This is a genomic window from Thaumasiovibrio clandestinus, from assembly GCF_047250365.1.
Taxonomy (GTDB): domain Bacteria; phylum Pseudomonadota; class Gammaproteobacteria; order Enterobacterales; family Vibrionaceae; genus Thaumasiovibrio.
Genome location: NZ_JBLBVL010000015.1, coordinates 33746 through 55115, shown reverse-complemented (window position 1 = coordinate 55115; position 21370 = coordinate 33746). Strand labels below are relative to the sequence as shown.

Below are 21370 nucleotides of genomic sequence, written 5' to 3'. Positions count from 1 at the left end.
CTTATCTACGGTTAACGATAAATACAGGTTTGGTTGCGACCATTGTTTTTTGCTTTATACAGCGCAGCGTCTGCGTCTTGCAGCAGTGGTTCGATAGGCATATTGGTATGATTTGATGCGATGCCAGCGCTAACAGTTAAGCCTTGTTCTCCCAAAATGTGGCACCAAGGCGATGCAGAAATAGCTTTTCGACATGCTTCTGTTAATTGGTAGGCATCAGCTTGGCTGGTGTCTGGCATGACGATAATAAACTCTTCTCCGCCAAAGCGGCAGCAGTGGAAAGGCTTAAATTGTTGCTTTATGATGGTTGCAATTTGGCGGAGCACATTGTCACCAGCTAGGTGAGAGTGGGTATCATTGATCTCTTTAAAGTAGTCAATATCGAGAATAACGATAGTGATATCTTGCTCAAACGCATTGAGTTGTAACAACGTTGCATCAAGCCAGCGTCGATTATACAGGCCGGTTAGCGGATCTAATAATGTCTCTTTTTTGAGTGCCTGCATTTGATGCTTCTGCTGCCGAGAGTGCTCGATGAGCTCAGCATTTTTTTGTTCAGATAAGGCGAGTTTTATCTGAATTTCGCAATGGTACAGTTTGCGTAGGGTGTAGCCGCCAAGCTCGCTAATTGGAATGCGAGAGATGGTTTGCATTTCAATAGGTAAGATTTGTTTCTCGACTTGCAATGCGTGTTCGAACTGCCCACTGGCTTCTAAAGCTAAACTCAGTGTAACGAGCATCCGTCTAAGTGTGTTTTGGTTGCCATGTAATCGAGCATAGTAAACGCATTTTTCCATAATAATCTGTGCCAGTTCAGGCCGATTTGCTTCAATAAGGCAGTTAGCAACTTCACGCTTGCTTTCGAGGTAGAGCCAAATTGAATCAAATTGTGCCGCTTGATGAGATATTTGGCTAAGAGAGATTAAGGCTTGGCGCTTGTTACCATTTAAGCGCGAGAGCACAGCTTGGTAATACAAAATACTATTAAAATAGACGGGCTGTTTGCACTGTTCACTTAGTTCTAAGCAACGCTCTAAATGATGCTGAGCGCTATGTCTTTTATTCAGGGTAATACAGCAACTTAAAAAGTGGAGATGAACTTGTAGTGCGCTTTCTGCATCCATAATTGTCGGCATCAAACCACGCACGATACTATAAAATTTTAGTGCTTGATTAGGTTTGCCATATATCTCGCAGAGGTTTCCCATTCCGATGGTGGCGGCAGAAAAGTAGTCGACACGGCCATATTGAGTCGCTATATCGACAATACGATTTAGGAGCGCTAATGCTTGCTCATAGTAACTGTGATCACAGTAATATTGGTAAATAAGAATGTAGCCTTCGAAGGTTGTATCAACATCTTCTGGAAACTGACGTATTTCTTCATAGGTATCTAAAGCATCTTTGGCTTGCTGTAACAGCCCTTGGCTAGCGTAGTGCACCGCGTCGTTTAAGGCTGGCTTATTGCCTTTTAATAATGGGCCAAAAGGTTGCGGTGTTTTTAGGGATGGTGAAGGGGAATTTAACTCTAACATGTGACGTCCTTAAGTGCCGCACCTAACCACCATTGATTAAATTCGTGAAGTTGCAGCGCACGTAGCTGTGGAACAGAAGACTGTTTCCAAGGAACACTGGTGATAAAGTTAGACAACAGGGTGTAAGAGATAGATAAGCTATCTTTAGAGAGTGCCATGGCGATAGTTTTCTTTTCTAAAACGGTCATTTTATCCGCACCGCTACAACAGCTATGAGCAACGCCCAGCATTGTATTCAATTGCTCTCCGTTGTCAGAGGTGATGAGTAATACATGAATGGCGTCTGAGCTGGTTGATAGTGTATTGAGCAAAGGTTGCCACTCTTTTTGTAACACATAGTGATTGAATACTGATACGCGCGCTTTTTCAATTGATGCGCTGAGTCGGTTAATATTTTTATACGCTTTTTGATTTAATGCATTGAGTGATGACTTGGCTTTATCCTTTCCTAGTGTCAGTGATTTATCTTGTAGCAAATCAATCATGTAGTGTCGGTATTGACGGAAATACTTTAATGCTGACTTTTCATCATTCATCTTTTGCGCATTTTCGGATAGCAGTTTGCAGATTTGTGAGAGCAGCTCCCCTCGATCAAATTGTTTAGCCGCACCCAAGGCGCTTTCAAGTAGATCACAGGTCAGGCCGTATTGTTTGCTCGAATACGCGATACGGGCGTGGGTAATAGATGAGTGTGCCACCATCCACGTCAGCTTGTGCTGTGTAGCGATCGCGATGGCCATTTGACTCGAATGTGTTGCCTCTTCAAGTCGATTCAAACCTAAGTAGGCGAGGGCGCGAAAATCGTGGATTTCGGCTTGCCAAGTTGGGCTAGGGTAGCCTTGTAATGGTCGTTCGGCGATATGCAGTACAGTGAGCATCCCTTGATAGTTTTTGAGCAGATTACGGTCCCAAGCCAATAAAATGGCCGCTTTTCCTGTTAGAACGTTCAGCCCGGCATTTTCTGCTAGCTCTAAGGCGAGTAAGTGTGCTTTCTCAGCGGAATGCAATGCATTGGTTATTCGCCAGACATTACCGAGGCCGATTAACGCTTCGATTTCTAGCTCCGATTGACTATTTAGACTGGCGTTTTCAAGCGTATCTAACCAATAGCGTTGTGCGGTATAGTATTTGGCTTGTCCCCAATAGTTCAGCGCGTAAAGATGACATACTGCCGCTCTTTTCTCATCGGTATCTAGCTCTTTTTCAAGCTTTGATGCTTTTCTAACGGCTTTGATGCCTTCGACGTAATTCATCAAATGCCAATGTGCAAATGAGATGGTCAGGTAGATTTGAACACGACCTTGGATATAGTTTAGCAACAGTGCCTCATGTTCCAGTTGGCGGGCTTGGTTAAGTACAGAGTGCGGATCTGTTTCTATGATAGAATTTAGCGTTTCTAACTTAGTTTCAAACTGTCGTTGCTTATGGTTCACAGCCTACCTTTCTCCCGACTTTATGAGGCAATTGATAATCTTCTGTATTAATGCATATTTTCCTCAATCCATTGTGATCTGAAGCTGATTAGGTAATAAAGGGGAGGGGTTGAAAAAACCGAGTCAATACACAGATTTTAATGTTGTTACTACCGTAGATGTCGCATTATTAAGACATCTAACAAGGCGGTAATCAGTGTTTTTTAACGTTGGTTTGCTATCTCTTGTTAGGGGCTCTACGCTTAATCAGCAAGAAAAGTGCGATTTGTTGACATGAAAGACTCGCAATGTGGTGGTGATTTGGCGTAGAATCACCAGCTAAGTCTACTTGAGAGTTGGTTTTCTGAGCAATTTGCTGCTGTTATGGTCGTAAACTGTCCGCTTAACATAGTGAGAACCAACAAAAGCAGCGAATCACTAACGCGATTTAAATTCTCGCGTTATACTTCACACCCTAATAGTGACCGTAATTGTTAGAGTAAAACAATGACTGATTTATCAAAATACAGAAACATTGGTATTTTCGCGCACGTTGATGCGGGTAAAACTACCACTACCGAGCGTATCCTTAAGCTAACTGGCCAGATCCACAAGACTGGTGAAGTTCATGATGGCGAATCAACCACTGACTTCATGGAACAGGAAGCTGAGCGTGGTATTACTATCCAGTCAGCAGCAGTTAGCTGTTTCTGGAACAACCACCGTCTAAACGTTATCGATACTCCAGGACACGTTGACTTCACCGTTGAAGTATACCGTTCTCTTAAAGTTCTTGATGGTGGTGTTGGTGTATTCTGTGGTTCTGGCGGCGTTGAGCCTCAGTCAGAAACCAACTGGCGTTACGCTAACGAATCAGAAGTTGCTCGTCTGATTTTCGTTAACAAACTAGACCGTATGGGTGCAGATTTCTTTAACGTTTGTGACCAAGTTAAAAACGTTCTAGGTGCAAACCCGTTAGTAATGGTTCTACCAATCGGCCGTGAAGACGAGTTCGTTGGTGTTGTTGACCTACTAAGCCGTCAAGCGTTCGTTTGGGATGACACTGGTCTTCCAGAAAACTACGAAATCAAAGAAATCCCAGCGGATATGGTTGATGAAGTAGAACAGTACCGTGAAGAGCTAATCGAAACTGCTGTTGAGCAAGACGATGACCTAATGGAAGCTTACATGGAAGGTGAAGAGCCTTCTGTTGAAGACATTAAGCGTTGTATCCGTAAAGGTACTCGTGACCTAGCGTTCTTCCCAACTTACTGTGGTTCTGCGTTCAAGAACAAAGGTATGCAACTTCTTCTTGATGCGGTAGTAGACTACCTACCATCACCAACTGAAGTTGATCCTCAGCCACTAACTGATCCAGAAACTGGTGAGCCAACTGGCGAAGTAGCAACGGTATCAGCTGAAGAACCACTAAAAGCGCTTGCGTTCAAAATTATGGACGACCGTTTCGGTGCCCTTACTTTCATCCGTATCTACTCAGGTGTGATGAACAAAGGTGACACTATCCTTAACTCTGCAACAGGTAAAACTGAGCGTATCGGCCGTATGGTTGAGATGCAAGCAGATGAGCGTAACGAACTAACTACTGCTCAAGCGGGTGACATCATCGCTGTAGTAGGTATGAAGAACGTTCAAACTGGTCACACTCTATGTGATGTTAAGCACGAGTGTACGCTTGAGCCAATGATCTTCCCAGAACCAGTAATCTCTATCGCTGTATCTCCAAAAGATAAAGGCGGCAGCGAGAAAATGGGTATCGCTATCGGTAAGATGGTTGCAGAAGATCCATCGTTCCAAGTTGAGACTGATGAAGATTCAGGCGAAACCATCCTTAAAGGTATGGGTGAGCTTCACCTAGACATTAAAGTTGATATCCTTAAGCGTACTTACGGTGTTGACCTAATTGTTGGTCAGCCTCAGGTTGCTTACCGTGAAACTATTACTCAAGCAATTGAAGATAGCTACACGCATAAGAAACAGTCTGGTGGTTCTGGTCAGTTCGGTAAGATCGATTACCGTATCAAACCAGGTGAGCCTAACTCTGGCTTCACGTTCACATCATCTGTTGTTGGTGGTAACGTACCTAAAGAATTCTGGCCTGCAATCGAGAAAGGTTTTGCTGGCATGATGGAAAATGGTGTTCTTGCAGGCTTCCCAACGCTAGACGTTGAAGTTGAGCTATTCGACGGTGGCTTCCACGCAGTCGATTCATCTGCAGTAGCATTCGAAATCGCAGCGAAAGGTGCATTCCGTCAGTCTATGCCTAAAGCTGGTGCTCAGCTTCTTGAGCCTATCATGCACGTTGACGTGTTCACTCCAGAAGATCACGTTGGTGATGTTATCGGTGACCTTAACCGTCGTCGTGGTATGATCAAAGATCAGCAAGCTGGTACTACTGGCGTACGTATCAAAGCAGACGTTCCTCTTTCTGAGATGTTCGGCTACATCGGTACTCTACGTACAATGACATCTGGTCGTGGTCAGTTCTCTATGGAGTTCTCTCACTACTCAGCATGTCCTGCAAACGTTGCAGAAACAGTCATCGCTGAACAAAAAGAGAAAAACGCTAATAAGTAATTAACGTTTTTACTTGATATAAGCCTCGGTCATTGACCGGGGCTTTTTTTTACCTGCCAATAAGTAACCTGTCACAGAACCTTCATATAAAACTCACCCTTAGCTGTTTACAATCCTCATAACAAATGTACTATATACGGATATGCGTATATATGAGGTTTTGTTTTATGCTTCCCCATCTCTTTTTTAAAATGCTTTCTGATGAAACACGAGTCCGTTGTTTGTTACTGATCTGTCGTCATGAACGCAGTTGCGTGTGTCATATCACAGAGGCTTTAGGGGAATCGCAACCGAAAGTTTCGCGACACCTTGCTCAGTTACGCCAGTCAGGTGTATTAGTCGATGAGCGTTGTGGGCAGTGGGTCTATTACAGTTTGTCTCCTAATCTTCCTGGCTGGGCACGCAAAGTCATTAATGGCTTGGGAGAGTCAAACTGCCTGTTAACGCAATACAATCAAGATAACGAAAGCTTTTTAAATCTGCAGCTTGATGAAGAGTCAAGTTGTTGATAATCAAATTAAAAGTAGGAATTAGAGTATGACAATCAAAGTAGGTATTAATGGTTTTGGCCGCATCGGCCGTTTAGCGATGCGAGCATCATTCGATTGGCCAGAGATCGAGTTTGTACAGATTAATGACGTTGCGGGTGATGCAGCGACGTTAGCCCACCTTCTTGAGTTTGATTCAGTACAGGGCCGTTGGCATCACGCTGTTGAAGCAACGGACAATGCAATTGTCATTGACGGTAAATCTTTAAAGACTACGCAAGCGCGTGAGATTGATGATGTCGACTGGTCTGGTTGTGACGTTGTGATTGAAGCTACGGGTGTACACCGTAGCTCAGTGTTTTTAAACAAGTACCTAGATCAAGGTGTTGGTCGCGTCGTTGTCTCTGCACCAGTTAAAGAAGACGGTATTGCTAATATCGTTGTTGGCGTTAACGATCATATCTTCAACCCTGAAGAGCATCGTATTGTTACCGCTGCTTCTTGTACCACAAATTGTATCGCTCCAATTGTAAAAGTGATTCATGAAAAACTGGGCATTGCACAATCGTCGTTTACAACGATTCATGATTTGACGAATACACAGACAATCCTAGATGCCCCACACAAAGATCTTCGTCGTGCCCGTGCCTGTGGTATGAGCTTGATTCCAACCACGACCGGTTCAGCGAAAGCCATTGTTGAAATCTTCCCTGAGCTAGAAGGAAAGATTAACGGTCACGCAGTACGTGTTCCACTCGCCAATGCTTCGCTAACTGATATCATTTTTGATGTTGAGCGTGACACGACAGCTGAAGAAGTGAATGCATTATTGAAAGAAGCGTCAGAAGGTGAGTTAAAAGGCATTTTAGGTTTTGAAGAGAAGCCATTAGTCTCTATCGATTACCGCGGTGATCAGCGTTCCACTATCGTCGATGCGCTATCAACGATGGTGGTTGGCACTCGTATGGTAAAAATTTACGCATGGTATGATAACGAAATGGGTTATGCCACTCGCACAGCAGAACTTGTAAGAACCGTAGCACTGCAATAATGGGAATTAATATGACACATCCAACTTGGGAATTACCGGTAACAGAGCAAGGCGCAGCTTTAATTCTAACGCCTTGTCCTGGTACCAAAGGTATTGATCTTGTCACTTCTATTCAACAGCTAAAAGAGCAAGGTGCCACTGTTGTTGTTACTGCATTAAGCAATGAAGAGATGGAAAAAGCAGGTGTTGCCGCATTGCCGAAAGAAATCGAAGCGGCAGGTTTGGCATGGTTCCATTTACCGATTGAGGATGATGAAGCGCCGCGTGCGGATTTCAACGACCTTTGGCAAGCAGCGTTACCTGAGCTGCAGCAGCGTGTTGCGGGCGGGGAAAAGATCGTGATGCACTGTATGGGTGGATCAGGCCGCACTGGTTTACTTGCTGCTCACCTACTGCTTTCTCTGGGCTGGGACATCAGCAAAATTAAGACCGATGTTCAGGCTTTACGCCCAGGCGCATTTACTAAACAGGTTCAAATTGACTATATAGATAGTATTGCTGCGCAATAAGATTGATAACGAGAGGCACTTCGGTGCCTCTTTTAATATTCAGGTTCGGGTTATAGATGTTAATGAATCTTTCAAGAGCAGTTCGCCAATACATGTTGGTGACGTTTAACTACTGGAATTTCACCGTAACAGACGGTGCGTTAAGAATGTTAGTGGTGCTGTATTTCTATGACTTAGGGTATAGCTCACTCCAAATAGCCTCACTGTTTCTGTTTTATGAGTTTTTCGGTGTTGTTACAAATTTAGTTGGTGGTTGGCTCGGGGCAAGATTAGGGCTTAATCGGACAATGAATGTTGGCTTAGGGATGCAGATCGTCTCGCTACTCATGCTGGCAGTTCCTGGTAGTTGGCTTACCATTCCTTGGGTTATGGCGGCGCAAGCGTTATCTGGTATTGCAAAAGATCTTAATAAGATGAGCGCCAAAAGTGCGATAAAAACCTTGGTTCCTTCAGATCAACAAGGCGCACTGTATAAATGGGTGGCGATATTAACGGGGTCTAAGAATGCACTGAAGGGCGTGGGCTTTTTCGTTGGTGGCGTATTACTGGCAACGATAGGCTTCCAAGGTGCGGTGCTAGCAATGGCAGCGGTGTTGTCGTTAGTCTTTGTAGGCAGTGTTTTTGCGTTGGATAGCGACTTGGGTAAAGCGAAGAATAAACCTAAGTTTAAGCACCTATTTTCAAAGTCATCAAGCATCAATCGTTTATCGTTGGCGCGGATGTTTCTGTTTGGGGCGCGTGATGTCTGGTTCGTGATCGCTTTGCCTATTTATCTAGGTACGGTTTTTGGTTGGGACCATTCCATGGTGGGTGGCTTTTTAGCTCTGTGGGTGATTGGCTATGGGTTTGTGCAAGGTTTAGCGCCGCGTATTACGGGTAAAGCTGATGGGCGCACCCCTGACGGACATGCCGCAATGCGTTGGGCTGGAGTGTTAACGCTGGTGACCGCATTCGTTGCTTATGGCGTACAGATTGGTTGGTATCCTCAGTTTGTTATTGTATTTGGATTGATGATATTTGGTGCAGTATTTGCCGTTAACTCATCTCTGCACAGTTACTTAATCGTAAGCTATGCCAAAGGTGATGGGGTCTCGTTGGACGTTGGCTTTTACTATATGGCCAATGCGATGGGGCGTTTAATTGGCACTATATTGTCGGGATGGGTCTTTCAAATGGCGGGGCTTGCTGCCTGCCTATGGGTCTCGTTTGCGTTTTTAGCCTTGGCGACCGTTATTTCGGTACGTTTGCCTAAAACGACAGAGCAGTCGGTAACACCGAGCTAATTTAGTCTTATATGGATAGCCGCGCATCGCACGATACGATAACGCGGCTATATTCACTTGGATAACAAAGATTCAAGTGATGGTGTTACTTCTCTTGTGGACGCTTGTGTATCGGCACATAGTTAAGAATCGAAGTCGGTACCGGCTTGCGAGGTACAAACCCTTCGATTTCTCGTCTATCGAGTAAGTGATTTAAACGACTTTCGATAGCACATAAGTTTCGGAAGTCATCTTTAGACACAAAAGAGATCGCCAAGCCCGGCGTTCCAGCACGCCCCGTTCGACCGATACGGTGGATATAATCATCTGCTTTATCAGGCAGGTCGTAGTTAATCACCAAAGGTAAGCCTTGGATGTCAATACCACGCGCCGCTACACCAGTTGCAATCAGGAAGCGTATCTTGCCTTCCTTGAAATCTTGCAGCAGTTGTTCACGCATCGCCTGACTTCGGCCACTATGGAATGCTTCCGCTTCAATACCGCGTTTTTCTAGTTGCGCGACCAATTTCGCTGCGCCGTGCTTTGTTTGGATGAAAATTAACGCTTGCGGCCATTGATGTTCGGCAATCAGTTCACTGAGAAGTTGCGATTTTTTATCTTTATCAACGGTGGTAATCCACTGCTCTATGTGTGGCTTTTGATTGCTGTCAGCGCTGATATTGATCTCTACAGGATGACTGATCGCCGATTTTGCTAGTCGGCGCACCTGTGGGGATAAGGTGGCAGAGAACAGCATATTTTGACGATCTACAGGTAGACGCTCTACGATGGCGTTTATGTCTTCAATAAAGCCCATGTCTAGCATGCGGTCTGCTTCATCGATAACCAGCATTTCAACTTCATCAAAATAGACGGCGCGCTGGTAAAGCATATCTAATAATCTGCCTGGCGTAGCGACTAATACATCCACACCCTCAACAAGACGTTGCTTTTGCGGCTGGATTTCGCTGCCGCCATACATTGCCATCGACGTCAGTGGTAGGTGTTTGCTATAGACTTGAATATTGGTGGCGACTTGTAACGCGAGTTCTCGAGTTGGGGTCAGTATTAATGCACGTATACGCTTTTTGCGTTGCGTCTGTGTATGGCGTAGTTTTTCAAGAATTGGTAGTACAAAACTGGCCGTCTTTCCGGTGCCTGTTTGGGCAGCAGCGAGAATATTCTTGCCAGCCAGTGCAACTGGGATGGCTTTTTCTTGAATTGGTGTAGGCTTGCTATAGCCCTGTTCAGACAGCGCTTGTTGTATAGGTTCGCTGAGACCCAGTGTGGAGAAAGGCATTATTTATCTCTGAATTCGGTCGCTATATGACAGTATAGCGGTCAATATGGGCGGCATTCTAACATGAAGCGAGCGGCAGCTCTCGACTGTTTACTGATAATTACTGTAAAGGCATTAGTGATATCAAGCATAATTGGCATCGATATGACAATTATCTGACACAGTTTGGGTACTTTAATCGCATAACGGATAGCGATGCTGGCATTGGTTCGCTATGTCCAATTACAAACAATGAAATTAGATGAAATGATGAAGAATACATTGAAACAAACGAAGAGAGTGGCGTGCGCATTTTTATTAGGTGGCTTACTTGTGCCAATGAGCCATGCTAGTGTTAAAGCTGGTTTCGCATATGATTATGGATTAGGGGTTACCGCGCAGATAAACAGCAACTTAAATCTGTTTGTTGGTAATGACGGTTTCACTGCCGACTACCTGTTTCGTCAGGGCCATGTCGACAATGTGGAAGGCATGCCACTGAATTGGTATGTTGGTGGCGGCGCATTTATTGGCTGGAAGGACGATTTTGGGGTTAGATTGCCGTTGGGATTAAATTTGAACTTTGCACCAGGATGGAATGGCTATGGACAAATATCGCCGGGAATTAATTTAGATAATCGAGTTAAGCTAGGTATTGATGCCGCTGTGGGCGTACGCTACTCATTTTAATTTTAAGTTAGAGCAATAACATAGAGATCAACGTGTCTAGACTGGTTCATGCCGTATGATTAATGCGATAGGCCAAGCGGGTGTTTTGGCCTACTCATTATATATGCGTTCGAAGTTTTTAGGGTTCCAGCCGATTAGAACACGTTCTCCTATTTTCAATACAGGCACAGATCTCGCCCCCATCGCTTCGAGTTCCTTTCTTCCTCTAGGCTCAGCAGCATCCGCTAGTCGATATTTGATGCCTTTCGTATCAAGATAACGCTGTGCATCTTTACAATGCGGGCATCTGTTTTTAACGTACAAAACGACTCTTTTCAAATTGTGTTCCTTATTTGCTGGTTATGGATTTAAATTTTAGCCTAATGTGTACATCGCCTGCTGGTAAAGGCTTATGCGATAAAAAGAGACAAACATCGGAATGTTTGCCTCTCTTGTGTCGTATCAGATTAGTATAAACCGATTAGTTTAGGCGGTTTAGCGTCACAGCATCGCTGTCTTGTCGCTCTAAACGTTGTGGGTTGTTACGAATGTACTTAATAACAGATAGTGCATCGGTGTTACATAGCGTCGTTTCAATATCACATTGAGGTGCGTTGCCATCTTTGTAGATAGCGGTGTAACGGCTGCCGTCAAACTTAACACGCTCAACTGGGTAGCCAGTGACTACGCCATTTTCGATAACCAGATCAACACGTTTTGCGTGCTCTGCTTGAGCTTCATAAATCGCGTGCCAGTCATCATTACCATTGGCATTATAGTTGGTCATTACTACGTTGTAATCGACATCATCTTGCAGTGTTACCCATGCTTCTGCGCCAGAGCGAAGTTCAATGTTAGTGATTTCACCCGCTTTTTCTGATTCAATTTCGTTAAAAGCAAAGCGCATATTGCCAGGGTATGGGAATTTACCGAAGTGTGCACTGTTGTCTAGTGATAGCGTCACTGTTTCGTTAATCAGCTGTTTGATGGTGCTACCAGGTAGAGTAACAACACTGAGGTAGTTACTAAATGGCAGTAGCTCCATCGACACATTACCTTCGTAGTATGCCCCTTCTTCGATATTGGTACGAACACCACCAGCGCCAACCAAAGCAAAATCAACAGACATGTCTGTCGCAGCGATGACTTCTGGCAGGTTAGCCCAATAAGCTTGCCCTTCAGCAATGATTGGTGCTACGCGTGAGCCGTGTACATCGGTGCCATTGTCACCAGGTCGACGCTCATGGTTTAGTGTTGCTGGTACGTGCGCAATAACATCACCGTAGGCTTGTTCTAGTGCAGGCTTATAGGTGCTGTCGATATGGCTACGTAGTGTTTTGTCTTCCGCAACGATTTGGATGTTTGGCTGCTCATCGATAAAGCGATGAACCTGCTTGGTCTCTTTTTTACCCAGAAGATTGGCATCTAGGCGTTGAGCATGGTCGTGGAAAGTTTCAGACGATAGCAGTGTATTGCCACCATTACATTCGGCTAAGTCACCCTCAGGGGTGAAAGCAACGGTTGCTTGGCCAATTGCTTGTGCATATTGGCCAGCCTGAATAATACAGGTTTGCTTTCCATTTGGATTGCGGATTAATTGCGCATATGCTTCGTTAGTGCCGTGGCTTAGGTTCGCAAAATCACCCAATAGTGAGTGTGAGTGACCACCAACAATAACATCAATACCGTTAACGTTTTCTGCAATGCGAATATCTCGCGCCAATCCTAGGTGGGTTAGGGCAATGATGTTTGGAATACCTTTTTCTTTTAAAGTATTCACTAATGCTTGCGCGGTCTCGATTTCACTTTGGAAAGTAACATCGCCAACATTTGGTGATGTGGTTGGCATGTCTTCTAAGACAAGACCAATAACAGCCACCAATTGTTGATCTTTTGGTAGGTTATTAACGTCTTCAATGCGTGTTTTGTTATGCCCGTCAAACGCAAATACAGCATATGGATGAAGGTTATCTAGGCCGTTTAGGTCGGCATCGTTGCTGGTATCCATGTTGGCGCCCAATACAGGGAAGCTAACATTGTTGATGAAATCAGCAAGTTTAGCATTGTCTAGGTCAAACTCGTGGTTACCAAGCGCCATGGCGTCTAGGTTCATTTTGCTGAGGATATCAGCATTCATTTTACCTTCGTTCAGTTTGAAATAACCCGTACCTTGCCACGCATCACCACCGTGTAAGAATAGTAGGCTGTCGTTATTCTGTTTAGCGTTGGCCTCAATTTCATTATAGGCATTCAAAATACGAGGGTGACCACCCATGGTGTTGAAAACGGTTTGTCCATCAAGCAATGATTGATTACTAAAATCGCTTGGAAGTGGATCAAAGTTAGAGTGAGTATCATTAATGTGTGCGATGGTCAGATTGAAATTGTTATCTGTCGAGGCGTTAGCCGTCATTGCTGCAACAATCGACGCGCAAAGTAATGCATATTTCATATTGAACGCTAAACCTTTTGCTATGCGTAAGAAGGAAGATGGCAAACGTTTTACCACGCATTTCCGAGATAGGTCAAAAAAATCATTGCACGATAATGTAACGAATTTTATTAATGTGAGCTGGGTCTGTTTGTCGTGCTGTTATAGCCCTTTACTTGCCTGATGTTGCTCTTGTTAAATAGTGCTATACCGCAGGTTTAGGTGCGTTGAAGCCACGAATAATGTTACTTAATGTGATGATAGCGAAAACGCCAATAACCACACCTAAATGCCAAGGTAAATTAATGCCTATCTGTACCAATCCCATGCTCACTAAAGAGGAGATGATCATCTGTCCACCACCGGCGAGGGCGGCTGCTGCACTGGCTTGTCGCTTGAAGGGTTGCATCACCATTGCTTGAGAGCAGGGTAATGCAATACCGTTACCAATCACCATCATGAATTGACCAACCATCATTGCTAATGGTGTCATTGGTGCCATGATGAACCAGAGTGCAGCGCATAGGTGCAGGAAAGGGGTACAGAGCAGCATTTTTCGGATGCCAATAACTGGGCGAAATCGGTTTGTTAGCGTTGTCCCAGTTAGCATGCCTAAAGCCGGAATAACAGCCCAGAGTGCGTACTCATCAGAACTCATGCCAATTTGATTTTGCATAATAAATGGCATAATGGATATCATGGTGACCACCAAGCTAAAGTTGAGCCAACTAATGCTTGCGAAGCTAACAAAGTAGCGTGACTTCAACAAAGAGAGATATTGTCGGTGGATATTACTTACGTTTGGCACTTTGGTGCGGGTTGTCATTGTCTCTTTAAATAGCACAGAGATAGCAAACCACGCGACGACGAGATAACATTAATAATGTGACAAACACCATTGCCCAGCCAAAGTGGTGGTTAATCAGTTCGCCTATGACTGGCGCACAAAGTGGGGTGATAGAGGCGGCCATTGCGACATAAGAGAGAGCGGTAGGAAGCTGATCGCCGGAATAACTGTCTCGTGTTGATGCTCGGGCAAGCACCGCACAACAGCCAGTCCCCAAACCTTGAATAAAACGTCCCGCGACCATGCCGTATAAACTATCACGAGAAAGAATAACAAGCACTAGCCCGCAAATCGCAACGAGAAGCTGAGCCTCATCTAAGCTAACGTTAAAATCTCCCGCAATCCCAGGTAGAGAAGGGAAAATCAACCCCATACTTAATTGACCGATACTAATAATGAGACAAGCTAAAAGAATGGGGCGTTTACGGAACGTTTTGGGCATTGATGGAACCTTAGCGAAAGATATTTGGCAGAAATGCCATAATAGCGCTGTATTCTAATGGTCGATGGCAGACAACTCAAAAGAATATGTTCCTTCAACAGATAACTATGTAAGCAAGCGTGAATAGTCCCCCTTCTTTGCGTTGCCTCTAGTGGTGAGTGATTGAGCGCTTAAAGAGGCGAACTATCTGATATAGTCATAAGAGCCTTGATATAGTAGGGAAGCCGTATGTTGCAGAGTAACGTTGCTGATTCAAAATGTGCCACATTATCGGTTGCTACATGGAATTTACTTAATTTTATTGAACCACCAAATGCCGCTTATGAGTTGTATAATATCCTTTCTGCTGAGGAGTGGCAGAAAAAGTGCGCATGGGTAGACGCCTATGTTGAAGATAGCCTACCCGATGTTATTGGATTTCAAGAAATATTTAGTATTGATGCACTTGCGGAACGTTTAGCACCATATGGGTACACGCTAGTCGCTGTTGATACTCCTCGCTGTCAGCATGGCTATATCTATGACAGTCCAGTCGTTGGTATTGCGAGTCGATTGCCAATCATATCGGTAAAACCATTAATGGTCTCTGCTGAGTTAATTGCCCAAATGGGACTAGCGGCCGATTTTTCTTTTAGTCGGACACCAGTGGTTGCAGAGGTTATGCATCCCGATTTCGGCATGATTACCTTTGTTGTTGTTCACTTTAAGTCCCGTCGTGCTGCGCCACTGACTGACAATAACGCTCATAATTCAGTTATGCAGAAGGAGCCGGCTGAAAAGTTTGCAGGAAAAGATCTACTTGCACATCAGGTCCGCCTTGGGGAGTGGGCATCTGTTATTCAGCGAGGATCTGAAGCTAATTGCGTGGTGGATTTTATTGCGCATCGTCAAGTGGAGCATACAAACACGTTGACTCAACCGTTTCATCCAATGGTGGTATTAGGTGATTTTAATGAGCCTTTAGATTGCAGTACGTTTCGTGGTATTAACTCAACGGACATACTTACCGACAGTTGGGATCTTTATCGCCAGCTTAATGTAAATACTCAATGTGTCCGTCCACCAACACACTACTATGCAAATAAAGGCAGTGTATTGGATTATATTTTAGTCAATGCCGCTTTTGATCATGCAAGCCCATTAGGTATTGCAACGGTCACTCAATATTCGTGTTATGACCGCCACTTGATTAATCCTATCTTTGCATTAGATAGTGCAAGTACTGATCATGCGATTGTCAAAATAACGATTGAGCAACCGCGAATTTCAGATGAATATAGGCACAATGCACGCGAAGTTGGTAGGTAAGTCCTGTTTTAGGGTAGAGGAATAATTTGGCTTTTCCGTGAGTGTGTTATCCATCATGGCACAGTAACCCTTTTTCACCGTACGTTGAATAAACAGTGAGGTTGGCGTTGGCCTGACCAACTACAGTTAGCAGCTGAACAAGGGTGGTGCTTCTAGCGGTTTGTTGGGATCAATTCATCAAGATTATTCAATCGTATTAATTTTTGAAGCAACGCTAAAATTGTGCATAGAGGATAAAATTGGTGCAATTCGTGTTGCAGTGCTACCTATTTTGGGTCACTCACAGGGGCAGCGCACCAAATTCATGCATATTTACATGCGAGCAATATAATCAACATAAAAAAGCAATGCACAGTATGTCGATATAAATCAATCATTTAAGTCGTTTTATCTTTGTCGGTACTTCTTGGCACTATTCTTGTAATTAAGTCTGTTGAATAAACATTCAATATATAGGAGTAAGACCATGAACATGAAGTTCAACCTCAAACTAACGGCACTGTGTGCATCTCTTGCATTCACCTCAGGAATGGTTGCAGCGCAAGATACGATAAAAGTCGGTGTGGTTCATTCACTATCAGGGACGATGGCGATTAGTGAAACAACACTGAAAGATACCGTGCAGATGTTAGTTGAAGAGCAAAATAAAAAGGGAGGGTTACTTGGCAAGAAGCTAGAGGCAGTGGTTGTTGACCCTGCATCAAACTGGCCTTTATTTGCGGAAAAAACACGTGAGTTGATTGAAAAAGAGAATGTCGATGTTCTTTTTGGTGGTTGGACATCGGTTTCAAGAAAATCAATGTTACCTGTTGTGGAAGAGCTAAACAGTATTCTCTTCTACCCAGTGCAATATGAAGGTGAAGAGTCGTCGAAGAATGTATTCTATACGGGGGCTGCGCCTAACCAACAAGCGATTCCTGCGATTGACTATTTGATGGAGGAGCTAGAGATTGAGCGTTGGGTACTTGCTGGTACTGACTACGTTTATCCACGTACGACGAACAAAATTTTAGAGTCATATTTAGCATCCCATGGTGTTGCAGAAGAAGACATCATGATTAATTACACCCCTTTTGGTCATTCTGATTGGCAATCTATTGTTTCTGACATTAAGCGCTTTGGTTCAGAAGGTAAAGCAACTGCTGTTGTTTCAACCATCAATGGTGATGCTAACGTCCCATTTTATAAAGAGCTTGGCGCGCAGGGCATGTCGTCGGAAGATATTCCTGTGATTGCGTTCTCTGTTGGTGAGGAAGAGCTGTCAGGCATGGACACCGAGCCATTGGTTGGCCACCTTGCGGCATGGAACTACTTCATGAGTGTTGATACCGATGAAAATGCCGAGTTTGTCGAAAAATGGCATGCGTTCATCAAAAACGAAGATCGTGTGACAAACGATCCAATGGAAGCGCATTACATCGGTTTTAATATGTGGGCGCAAGCGGTAACCAATGCAGGCACAACAGAAGCTGAAGCCGTGCAAGATGCACTGATTGGCGTATCTGTTCCTAACTTGACTGGTGGTTATTCAACAATGCTTGCTAACCACCATATTACAAAACCAGTGTTAATTGGTGAGATTCAAGACGATGGTCAGTTTGAAACCGTATGGGAAACAACGGGGTTAGTTGCTGGTGATGCGTGGTCAGATTTCCTTCCTGAATCTGCAAAAATTTTCTCAAGCTGGTCTAAACCATTTTCATGTGGTGCGTTTAACGTAGAAACCAACAAGTGTGCTGGCGCTAAATAGTTAGCCATCTGTTTTCTGCAACAGGTTTGCTGCATTAGAGGTCAGAGTTTTTCTATTGCAGCGACCTATTTATAAGTACCTGAACAATCAAAGCGATCTTCCAATTAGAGAAGAATTTGTTTCGGGCGTATAAGGACGCTAGTTATGAAGGTCATTTTTAAAATGTTGAGCGCAGTTGCTTTATTCTGCGCCTGTATCAATTTTGCCTGGGCAAGTATCAATAATGAATCTAGTTTTACCGACGCGTTACTCGGTAAAAAAACACCGTTAAAATTAGAAGCTATTGACTGGTTGGTACATGACTCTGAGAGTGAGAGAGTCGAGCCGCTTTTATCAGCATGGCTTAATGGTTCGCTCTATTATTTGAGTGATAATTCGAGTAAGCAGCACAGCGAACTTTTTGTTATTGAAAATAATAAAACAGATAAGGAAGCACTATCGGCATGGAGTGGTGAAACGCTTCTAATCAATAATATTAAGTCGTTTAAAAAAGTACGTGTGAATAACAATCTACGTCGAGTTATTCGTAACGAGATTGCAACCCTAGGTATAACAAGTAAGGATAAGGCTACGCGATATGACGCCATTCAAACGCTGTTAGGGACAAGCGATCCTGAGTTGCTGACTGCTTTGGAAGCTCAGAAAGAAGTTGAAAAAGAGAGTGACATTTATGCTCTCATTGAGTTAACCCTTGCTGCTGGTGTTGCGCTAGATACCGATGCATCTTCTCAAGCGCGTATTACTGCCGTCCAAGCTCTCGGTGAGTATAAGCAATCGACAGTATTGAAAACTCTAAATAACCTTCTTTCCAATGAGAAAGACCCTGCGATTATTGCTGCAGCAGAACGCTCACTAGATAGTTATCAGCAGAGTCAAACCTTCTATTCAAGTATTGAAACCCTCTTTTTTGGATTAAGCCTCGGCTCTGTTTTAGTCTTGGCGGGCATTGGTCTAGCCATCACGTTTGGGGTGATGGGCGTTATCAATATGGCTCATGGGGAGCTCATTATGATTGGCGCTTATACGACGTATGTTATGCAACAGTTGATGCCAAACCATATCGGTCTTTCTCTTTTACTCTCAATACCGATGGCATTTGTTGTTGCAGGATTGGTAGGTGTTGCTATTGAGCGTAGCGTTATTCGTCACCTCTATGGTCGACCATTGGAAACGTTACTGGCAACGTTTGGTATTAGCCTTATTTTACAACAAGCGGTTCGATCAATTTTTAGCCCTTTAAACCGTTCAGTCAGTACACCCAGTTGGTTATCTGGAGCGCTGGAAATCAACCCAATGTTGTCTCTAACGTATAGCCGCTTATATATTCTCCTTTTCTGCGTATTGGTCTTTATTGGTCTCTTAATGGTGTTGAGTAAGACTCCAATAGGACTTCAAGTGCGCGCTGTTTCTCAAAATAGATCAATGGCAAGGGCGATGGGAATCCGTTCAGAGCGTGTTGATGCGATGACGTTTGGGCTTGGCTCTGGTGTTGCTGGTATTGCCGGTGTCGCGCTTTCTCAGTTAACCAACGTAGGCCCTAATATGGGACAAGCGTACATCATTGACTCCTTTATGGTGGTGGTGTTTGGTGGTGTCGGCAATTTATGGGGAACTTTTGTCGCAGGGATGAGTTTAGGCTTATTTAATAAATTCTTAGAGCCATGGGCGGGCGCTGTGCTTGCCAAGATTTTAGTTCTGGTATTTATCATTCTATTTATTCAAAAACGACCGCGTGGACTTTTCCCACAACGTGGTCGAGCTGCTGAAGGTTAAGGAAAACAATATGCAGACAAAATCGTTTGTGCTTTCTGCTTTGAAAGGCGATAGAGGTGGTCAGATAACTATCTTTGCCGTTCTTGCGGCAGTTATTCTCATTCCTCTTGCGAATGCGCTTTTACCGAGCGGTCATTTTTTGCATGTCGAGACGTTTACCATCTCATTAATGGGTAAGTATTTGTGTTACGCCATGCTTGCTTTGGCTCTCGATTTGGTTTGGGGTTATTTAGGCCTTTTGAGTCTTGGACATGGTGCGTTCTTTGCCATTGGCGGTTATGCCATGGGAATGTACTTAATGCGTCAAATTGGTACAAGAGGGGTCTATGCTGACCCGATCTTGCCGGACTTTATGGTGTTTTTAAATTGGAGCGAGTTACCTTGGTTTTGGCATGGGTTTGATCAATTCTGGTTTGCCTGTTTAATGGCGGTGGTTGCTCCCGGAGTCTTAGCTTTTGTGTTTGGTTATCTAGCCTTCCGTTCGCGAGTTTCCGGTGTTTATCTCTCTATTATTACTCAAGCGTTAACCTATGCATTGATGCTGGCCTTTTTCCGAAATGAGATGGGCTTTGGCGGTAACAATGGCTTGACGGATTTTAAAGATATCGTTGGCTTTAGTTTACAAAATGATGCAATGAAAGTGGCGCTATTCATTACAACAGGTATCGCGCTGATAGGAAGCTATATTGTATGCCGTATGGTGGTGACAAGCCGTTTAGGACGTGTTGCGTTAGCGATTAGAGATACTGAGTCACGCACCCGTTTCATGGGATATAACGTCGATGGGATTAAACTTTGGGTTTTTGTTTTATCCGCCGTCATTGCTGGTATCGCAGGGGCATTATATGTACCGCAAGTGGGCATTATTAACCCAGGTGAGTTTGCTCCATTGGTATCTATCGAAATTGTTGTTTGGGTTGCGTTAGGAGGCCGCGCAACGTTATTTGGTGCGATTGTCGGTGCTCTGATCATCAACTATGCGAAGAGTTGGTTTACCGTTGAATTCCCTGAAGTTTGGCTATTCGCATTAGGTGGCTTATTCGTACTCTCTACCATGTACTTACCACAGGGGGTGATTGGCTTCGTTCGCCAGCAGTACGCCCGTATTAGACAGCACTCGCCAAAAGAAGCCCTGGTTGAAGAGAAAGAGACGCAAGAGGTAACCGTATGACCGTATTAAATAATGCGCATCGTTTCACTGATAACGTTAAGTCGTTGACGCAAAGAAATCAAGTTTTCCCGTTTTTAGTTCCTGATGAGCACCCAGCGATCGATACGCGTCACGACATTCTTCTTTATATTGAAGGTGTCAATAAAAGCTTCGATGGATTTAAAGCGATTAACGACCTCAATCTTTATATTCGAGAAGGTGAACTACGCTGCATTATCGGGCCAAATGGTGCAGGGAAAACCACCATGATGGATATTGTGACCGGTAAAACTAAACCAGACACAGGCAGTGTTTGGTTAGGTTCCAATATCAATTTATTGAAAATGAATGAAGCAGAGGTCGCTAATGCGGGTATTGGAAGAAAATTTCAAAAACCAACAGTAATTGAGTGCTTAACCGTTTGGCAAAATCTTGAGTTAGCGATGTCTGGTGTCCGCTCGGTATGGGGAACATTTACGGCGAGAATGTCGGGTGAGCAAAAAGACAATTTGGAGTCGATTTTATCGCTTACTAACTTACAAGATGAAGCCGTAAACCTTGCTGGAAATTTATCTCATGGTCAAAAGCAGTGGCTGGAAATCGGCATGTTGTTGATGCAAAAGCCCCGTCTATTACTGGTTGATGAACCGGTGGCAGGTATGACGCACCAAGAGATGGATCGCACCTCTGAGCTACTTAACTCATTAGCAGGAAAACACTCGGTTGTGGTTGTTGAGCATGATATGGACTTCGTACGCTCTATTGCTAGCCACGTGACGGTATTGCACCAAGGTCATGTATTGGCTGAAGGCTCTATGGACCAGGTGCAGGCTGATCCTGAAGTTAAACAAGTTTATCTTGGAGAATAA

General features: G+C 44.1%; 16 protein-coding genes and 1 pseudogene. 11 read left to right on the top strand and 6 right to left on the bottom strand.

The window, feature by feature from the left end; translation table 11 throughout:
• Nucleotides 1-11: 11 nt before the first annotated feature.
• Nucleotides 12-1535, bottom strand: coding sequence for a GGDEF domain-containing protein (locus tag ACKLNH_RS16330; protein WP_413113321.1), 1524 nt, complete (start codon nt 1533-1535; stop codon nt 12-14).
• Nucleotides 1529-2968: a hypothetical protein gene (locus ACKLNH_RS16325; RefSeq protein WP_413113320.1), complete on the bottom strand. Its 1440-nt coding sequence runs from the start codon at nt 2966-2968 to the stop codon at nt 1529-1531. Before ACKLNH_RS16325 ends, ACKLNH_RS16330 begins: the two co-directional genes overlap by 7 nt.
• 486 nt (nt 2969-3454) lie before the next feature.
• On the opposite strand from ACKLNH_RS16325, the gene fusA reads away from it, so the two are divergent.
• The 5 genes from fusA (at nt 3455) to arsJ (ending at nt 8873) form a co-directional block, all read left to right on the top strand.
• Nucleotides 3455-5542 carry an elongation factor G gene (gene fusA / locus ACKLNH_RS16320; protein WP_413113319.1) on the top strand — a complete coding sequence of 696 codons (2088 nt, stop codon included), beginning with the start codon at nt 3455-3457 and terminating at the stop codon, nt 5540-5542.
• A 167-nt stretch (nt 5543-5709) separates the two neighbouring features.
• Nucleotides 5710-6051 carry a metalloregulator ArsR/SmtB family transcription factor gene (locus ACKLNH_RS16315; RefSeq protein ID WP_413113318.1) on the top strand — a complete coding sequence of 114 codons (342 nt, stop codon included), beginning with the start codon at nt 5710-5712 and terminating at the stop codon, nt 6049-6051.
• Nucleotides 6052-6079: 28 nt separating this feature from the next.
• Nucleotides 6080-7081: an ArsJ-associated glyceraldehyde-3-phosphate dehydrogenase gene (locus ACKLNH_RS16310; RefSeq protein WP_413113317.1), complete on the top strand. Its 1002-nt coding sequence runs from the start codon at nt 6080-6082 to the stop codon at nt 7079-7081.
• A gap of 11 nt (nt 7082-7092) precedes the next feature.
• Nucleotides 7093-7590, top strand: a complete 498-nt coding sequence (locus ACKLNH_RS16305) for a phosphatase domain-containing putative toxin (protein WP_413113316.1) — start codon at nt 7093-7095, stop codon at nt 7588-7590.
• Between the two features lie 56 nt (nt 7591-7646).
• Nucleotides 7647-8873, top strand: coding sequence for an organoarsenical effux MFS transporter ArsJ (arsJ, locus tag ACKLNH_RS16300; protein ID WP_413113315.1), 1227 nt, complete (start codon nt 7647-7649; stop codon nt 8871-8873).
• 85 nt (nt 8874-8958) lie between these two features.
• Here arsJ and ACKLNH_RS16295 read toward each other — a convergent pair whose 3' ends face one another.
• Nucleotides 8959-10152 (bottom strand): DEAD/DEAH box helicase, encoded by a 1194-nt coding sequence (locus tag ACKLNH_RS16295; protein WP_413113314.1) that lies wholly within the window; start codon nt 10150-10152, stop codon nt 8959-8961.
• 195 nt (nt 10153-10347) lie between these two features.
• Here ACKLNH_RS16295 and ACKLNH_RS16290 point away from each other — a divergent pair, with 195 nt between their 5' ends.
• Nucleotides 10348-10821 (top strand): hypothetical protein, encoded by a 474-nt coding sequence (locus ACKLNH_RS16290; protein ID WP_413113313.1) that lies wholly within the window; start codon nt 10348-10350, stop codon nt 10819-10821.
• 90 nt (nt 10822-10911) lie between these two features.
• Here the strand turns inward: ACKLNH_RS16290 and ACKLNH_RS16285 are convergent, their stop codons facing one another.
• The 3 genes and pseudogenes from ACKLNH_RS16285 to ACKLNH_RS16275 all read right to left on the bottom strand — a co-directional run bounded on the left by ACKLNH_RS16285 (nt 10912) and on the right by ACKLNH_RS16275 (nt 14520).
• Complete coding sequence (locus tag ACKLNH_RS16285) at nt 10912-11139, bottom strand: glutaredoxin family protein (RefSeq protein WP_413113312.1); 228 nt, start codon at nt 11137-11139, stop codon at nt 10912-10914.
• A gap of 142 nt (nt 11140-11281) precedes the next feature.
• Nucleotides 11282-13252 (bottom strand): bifunctional metallophosphatase/5'-nucleotidase, encoded by a 1971-nt coding sequence (locus ACKLNH_RS16280; protein ID WP_413113311.1) that lies wholly within the window; start codon nt 13250-13252, stop codon nt 11282-11284.
• Between the two features lie 184 nt (nt 13253-13436).
• Nucleotides 13437-14520 (bottom strand): annotated as a pseudogene (locus tag ACKLNH_RS16275) (MFS transporter).
• Between the two features lie 228 nt (nt 14521-14748).
• Here ACKLNH_RS16275 and ACKLNH_RS16270 point away from each other — a divergent pair.
• The 5 genes from ACKLNH_RS16270 to urtD all read left to right on the top strand — a co-directional run bounded on the left by ACKLNH_RS16270 (nt 14749) and on the right by urtD (nt 21370).
• Nucleotides 14749-15828 carry an endonuclease/exonuclease/phosphatase family protein gene (locus ACKLNH_RS16270; protein ID WP_413113310.1) on the top strand — a complete coding sequence of 360 codons (1080 nt, stop codon included), beginning with the start codon at nt 14749-14751 and terminating at the stop codon, nt 15826-15828.
• A gap of 466 nt (nt 15829-16294) precedes the next feature.
• Entirely contained in the window at nt 16295-17578 is a 1284-nt protein-coding gene (gene urtA / locus ACKLNH_RS16265) for an urea ABC transporter substrate-binding protein (protein WP_413113309.1), read from the top strand.
• Between the two features lie 144 nt (nt 17579-17722).
• Entirely contained in the window at nt 17723-19351 is a 1629-nt protein-coding gene (urtB, locus tag ACKLNH_RS16260) for an urea ABC transporter permease subunit UrtB (protein WP_413113308.1), read from the top strand.
• Nucleotides 19352-19361: 10 nt separating this feature from the next.
• Nucleotides 19362-20522: an urea ABC transporter permease subunit UrtC gene (gene urtC, locus ACKLNH_RS16255; RefSeq protein WP_413113307.1), complete on the top strand. Its 1161-nt coding sequence runs from the start codon at nt 19362-19364 to the stop codon at nt 20520-20522.
• Nucleotides 20519-21370, top strand: a complete 852-nt coding sequence (gene urtD / locus ACKLNH_RS16250) for an urea ABC transporter ATP-binding protein UrtD (protein WP_413113306.1) — start codon at nt 20519-20521, stop codon at nt 21368-21370. Before urtC ends, urtD begins: the two co-directional genes overlap by 4 nt.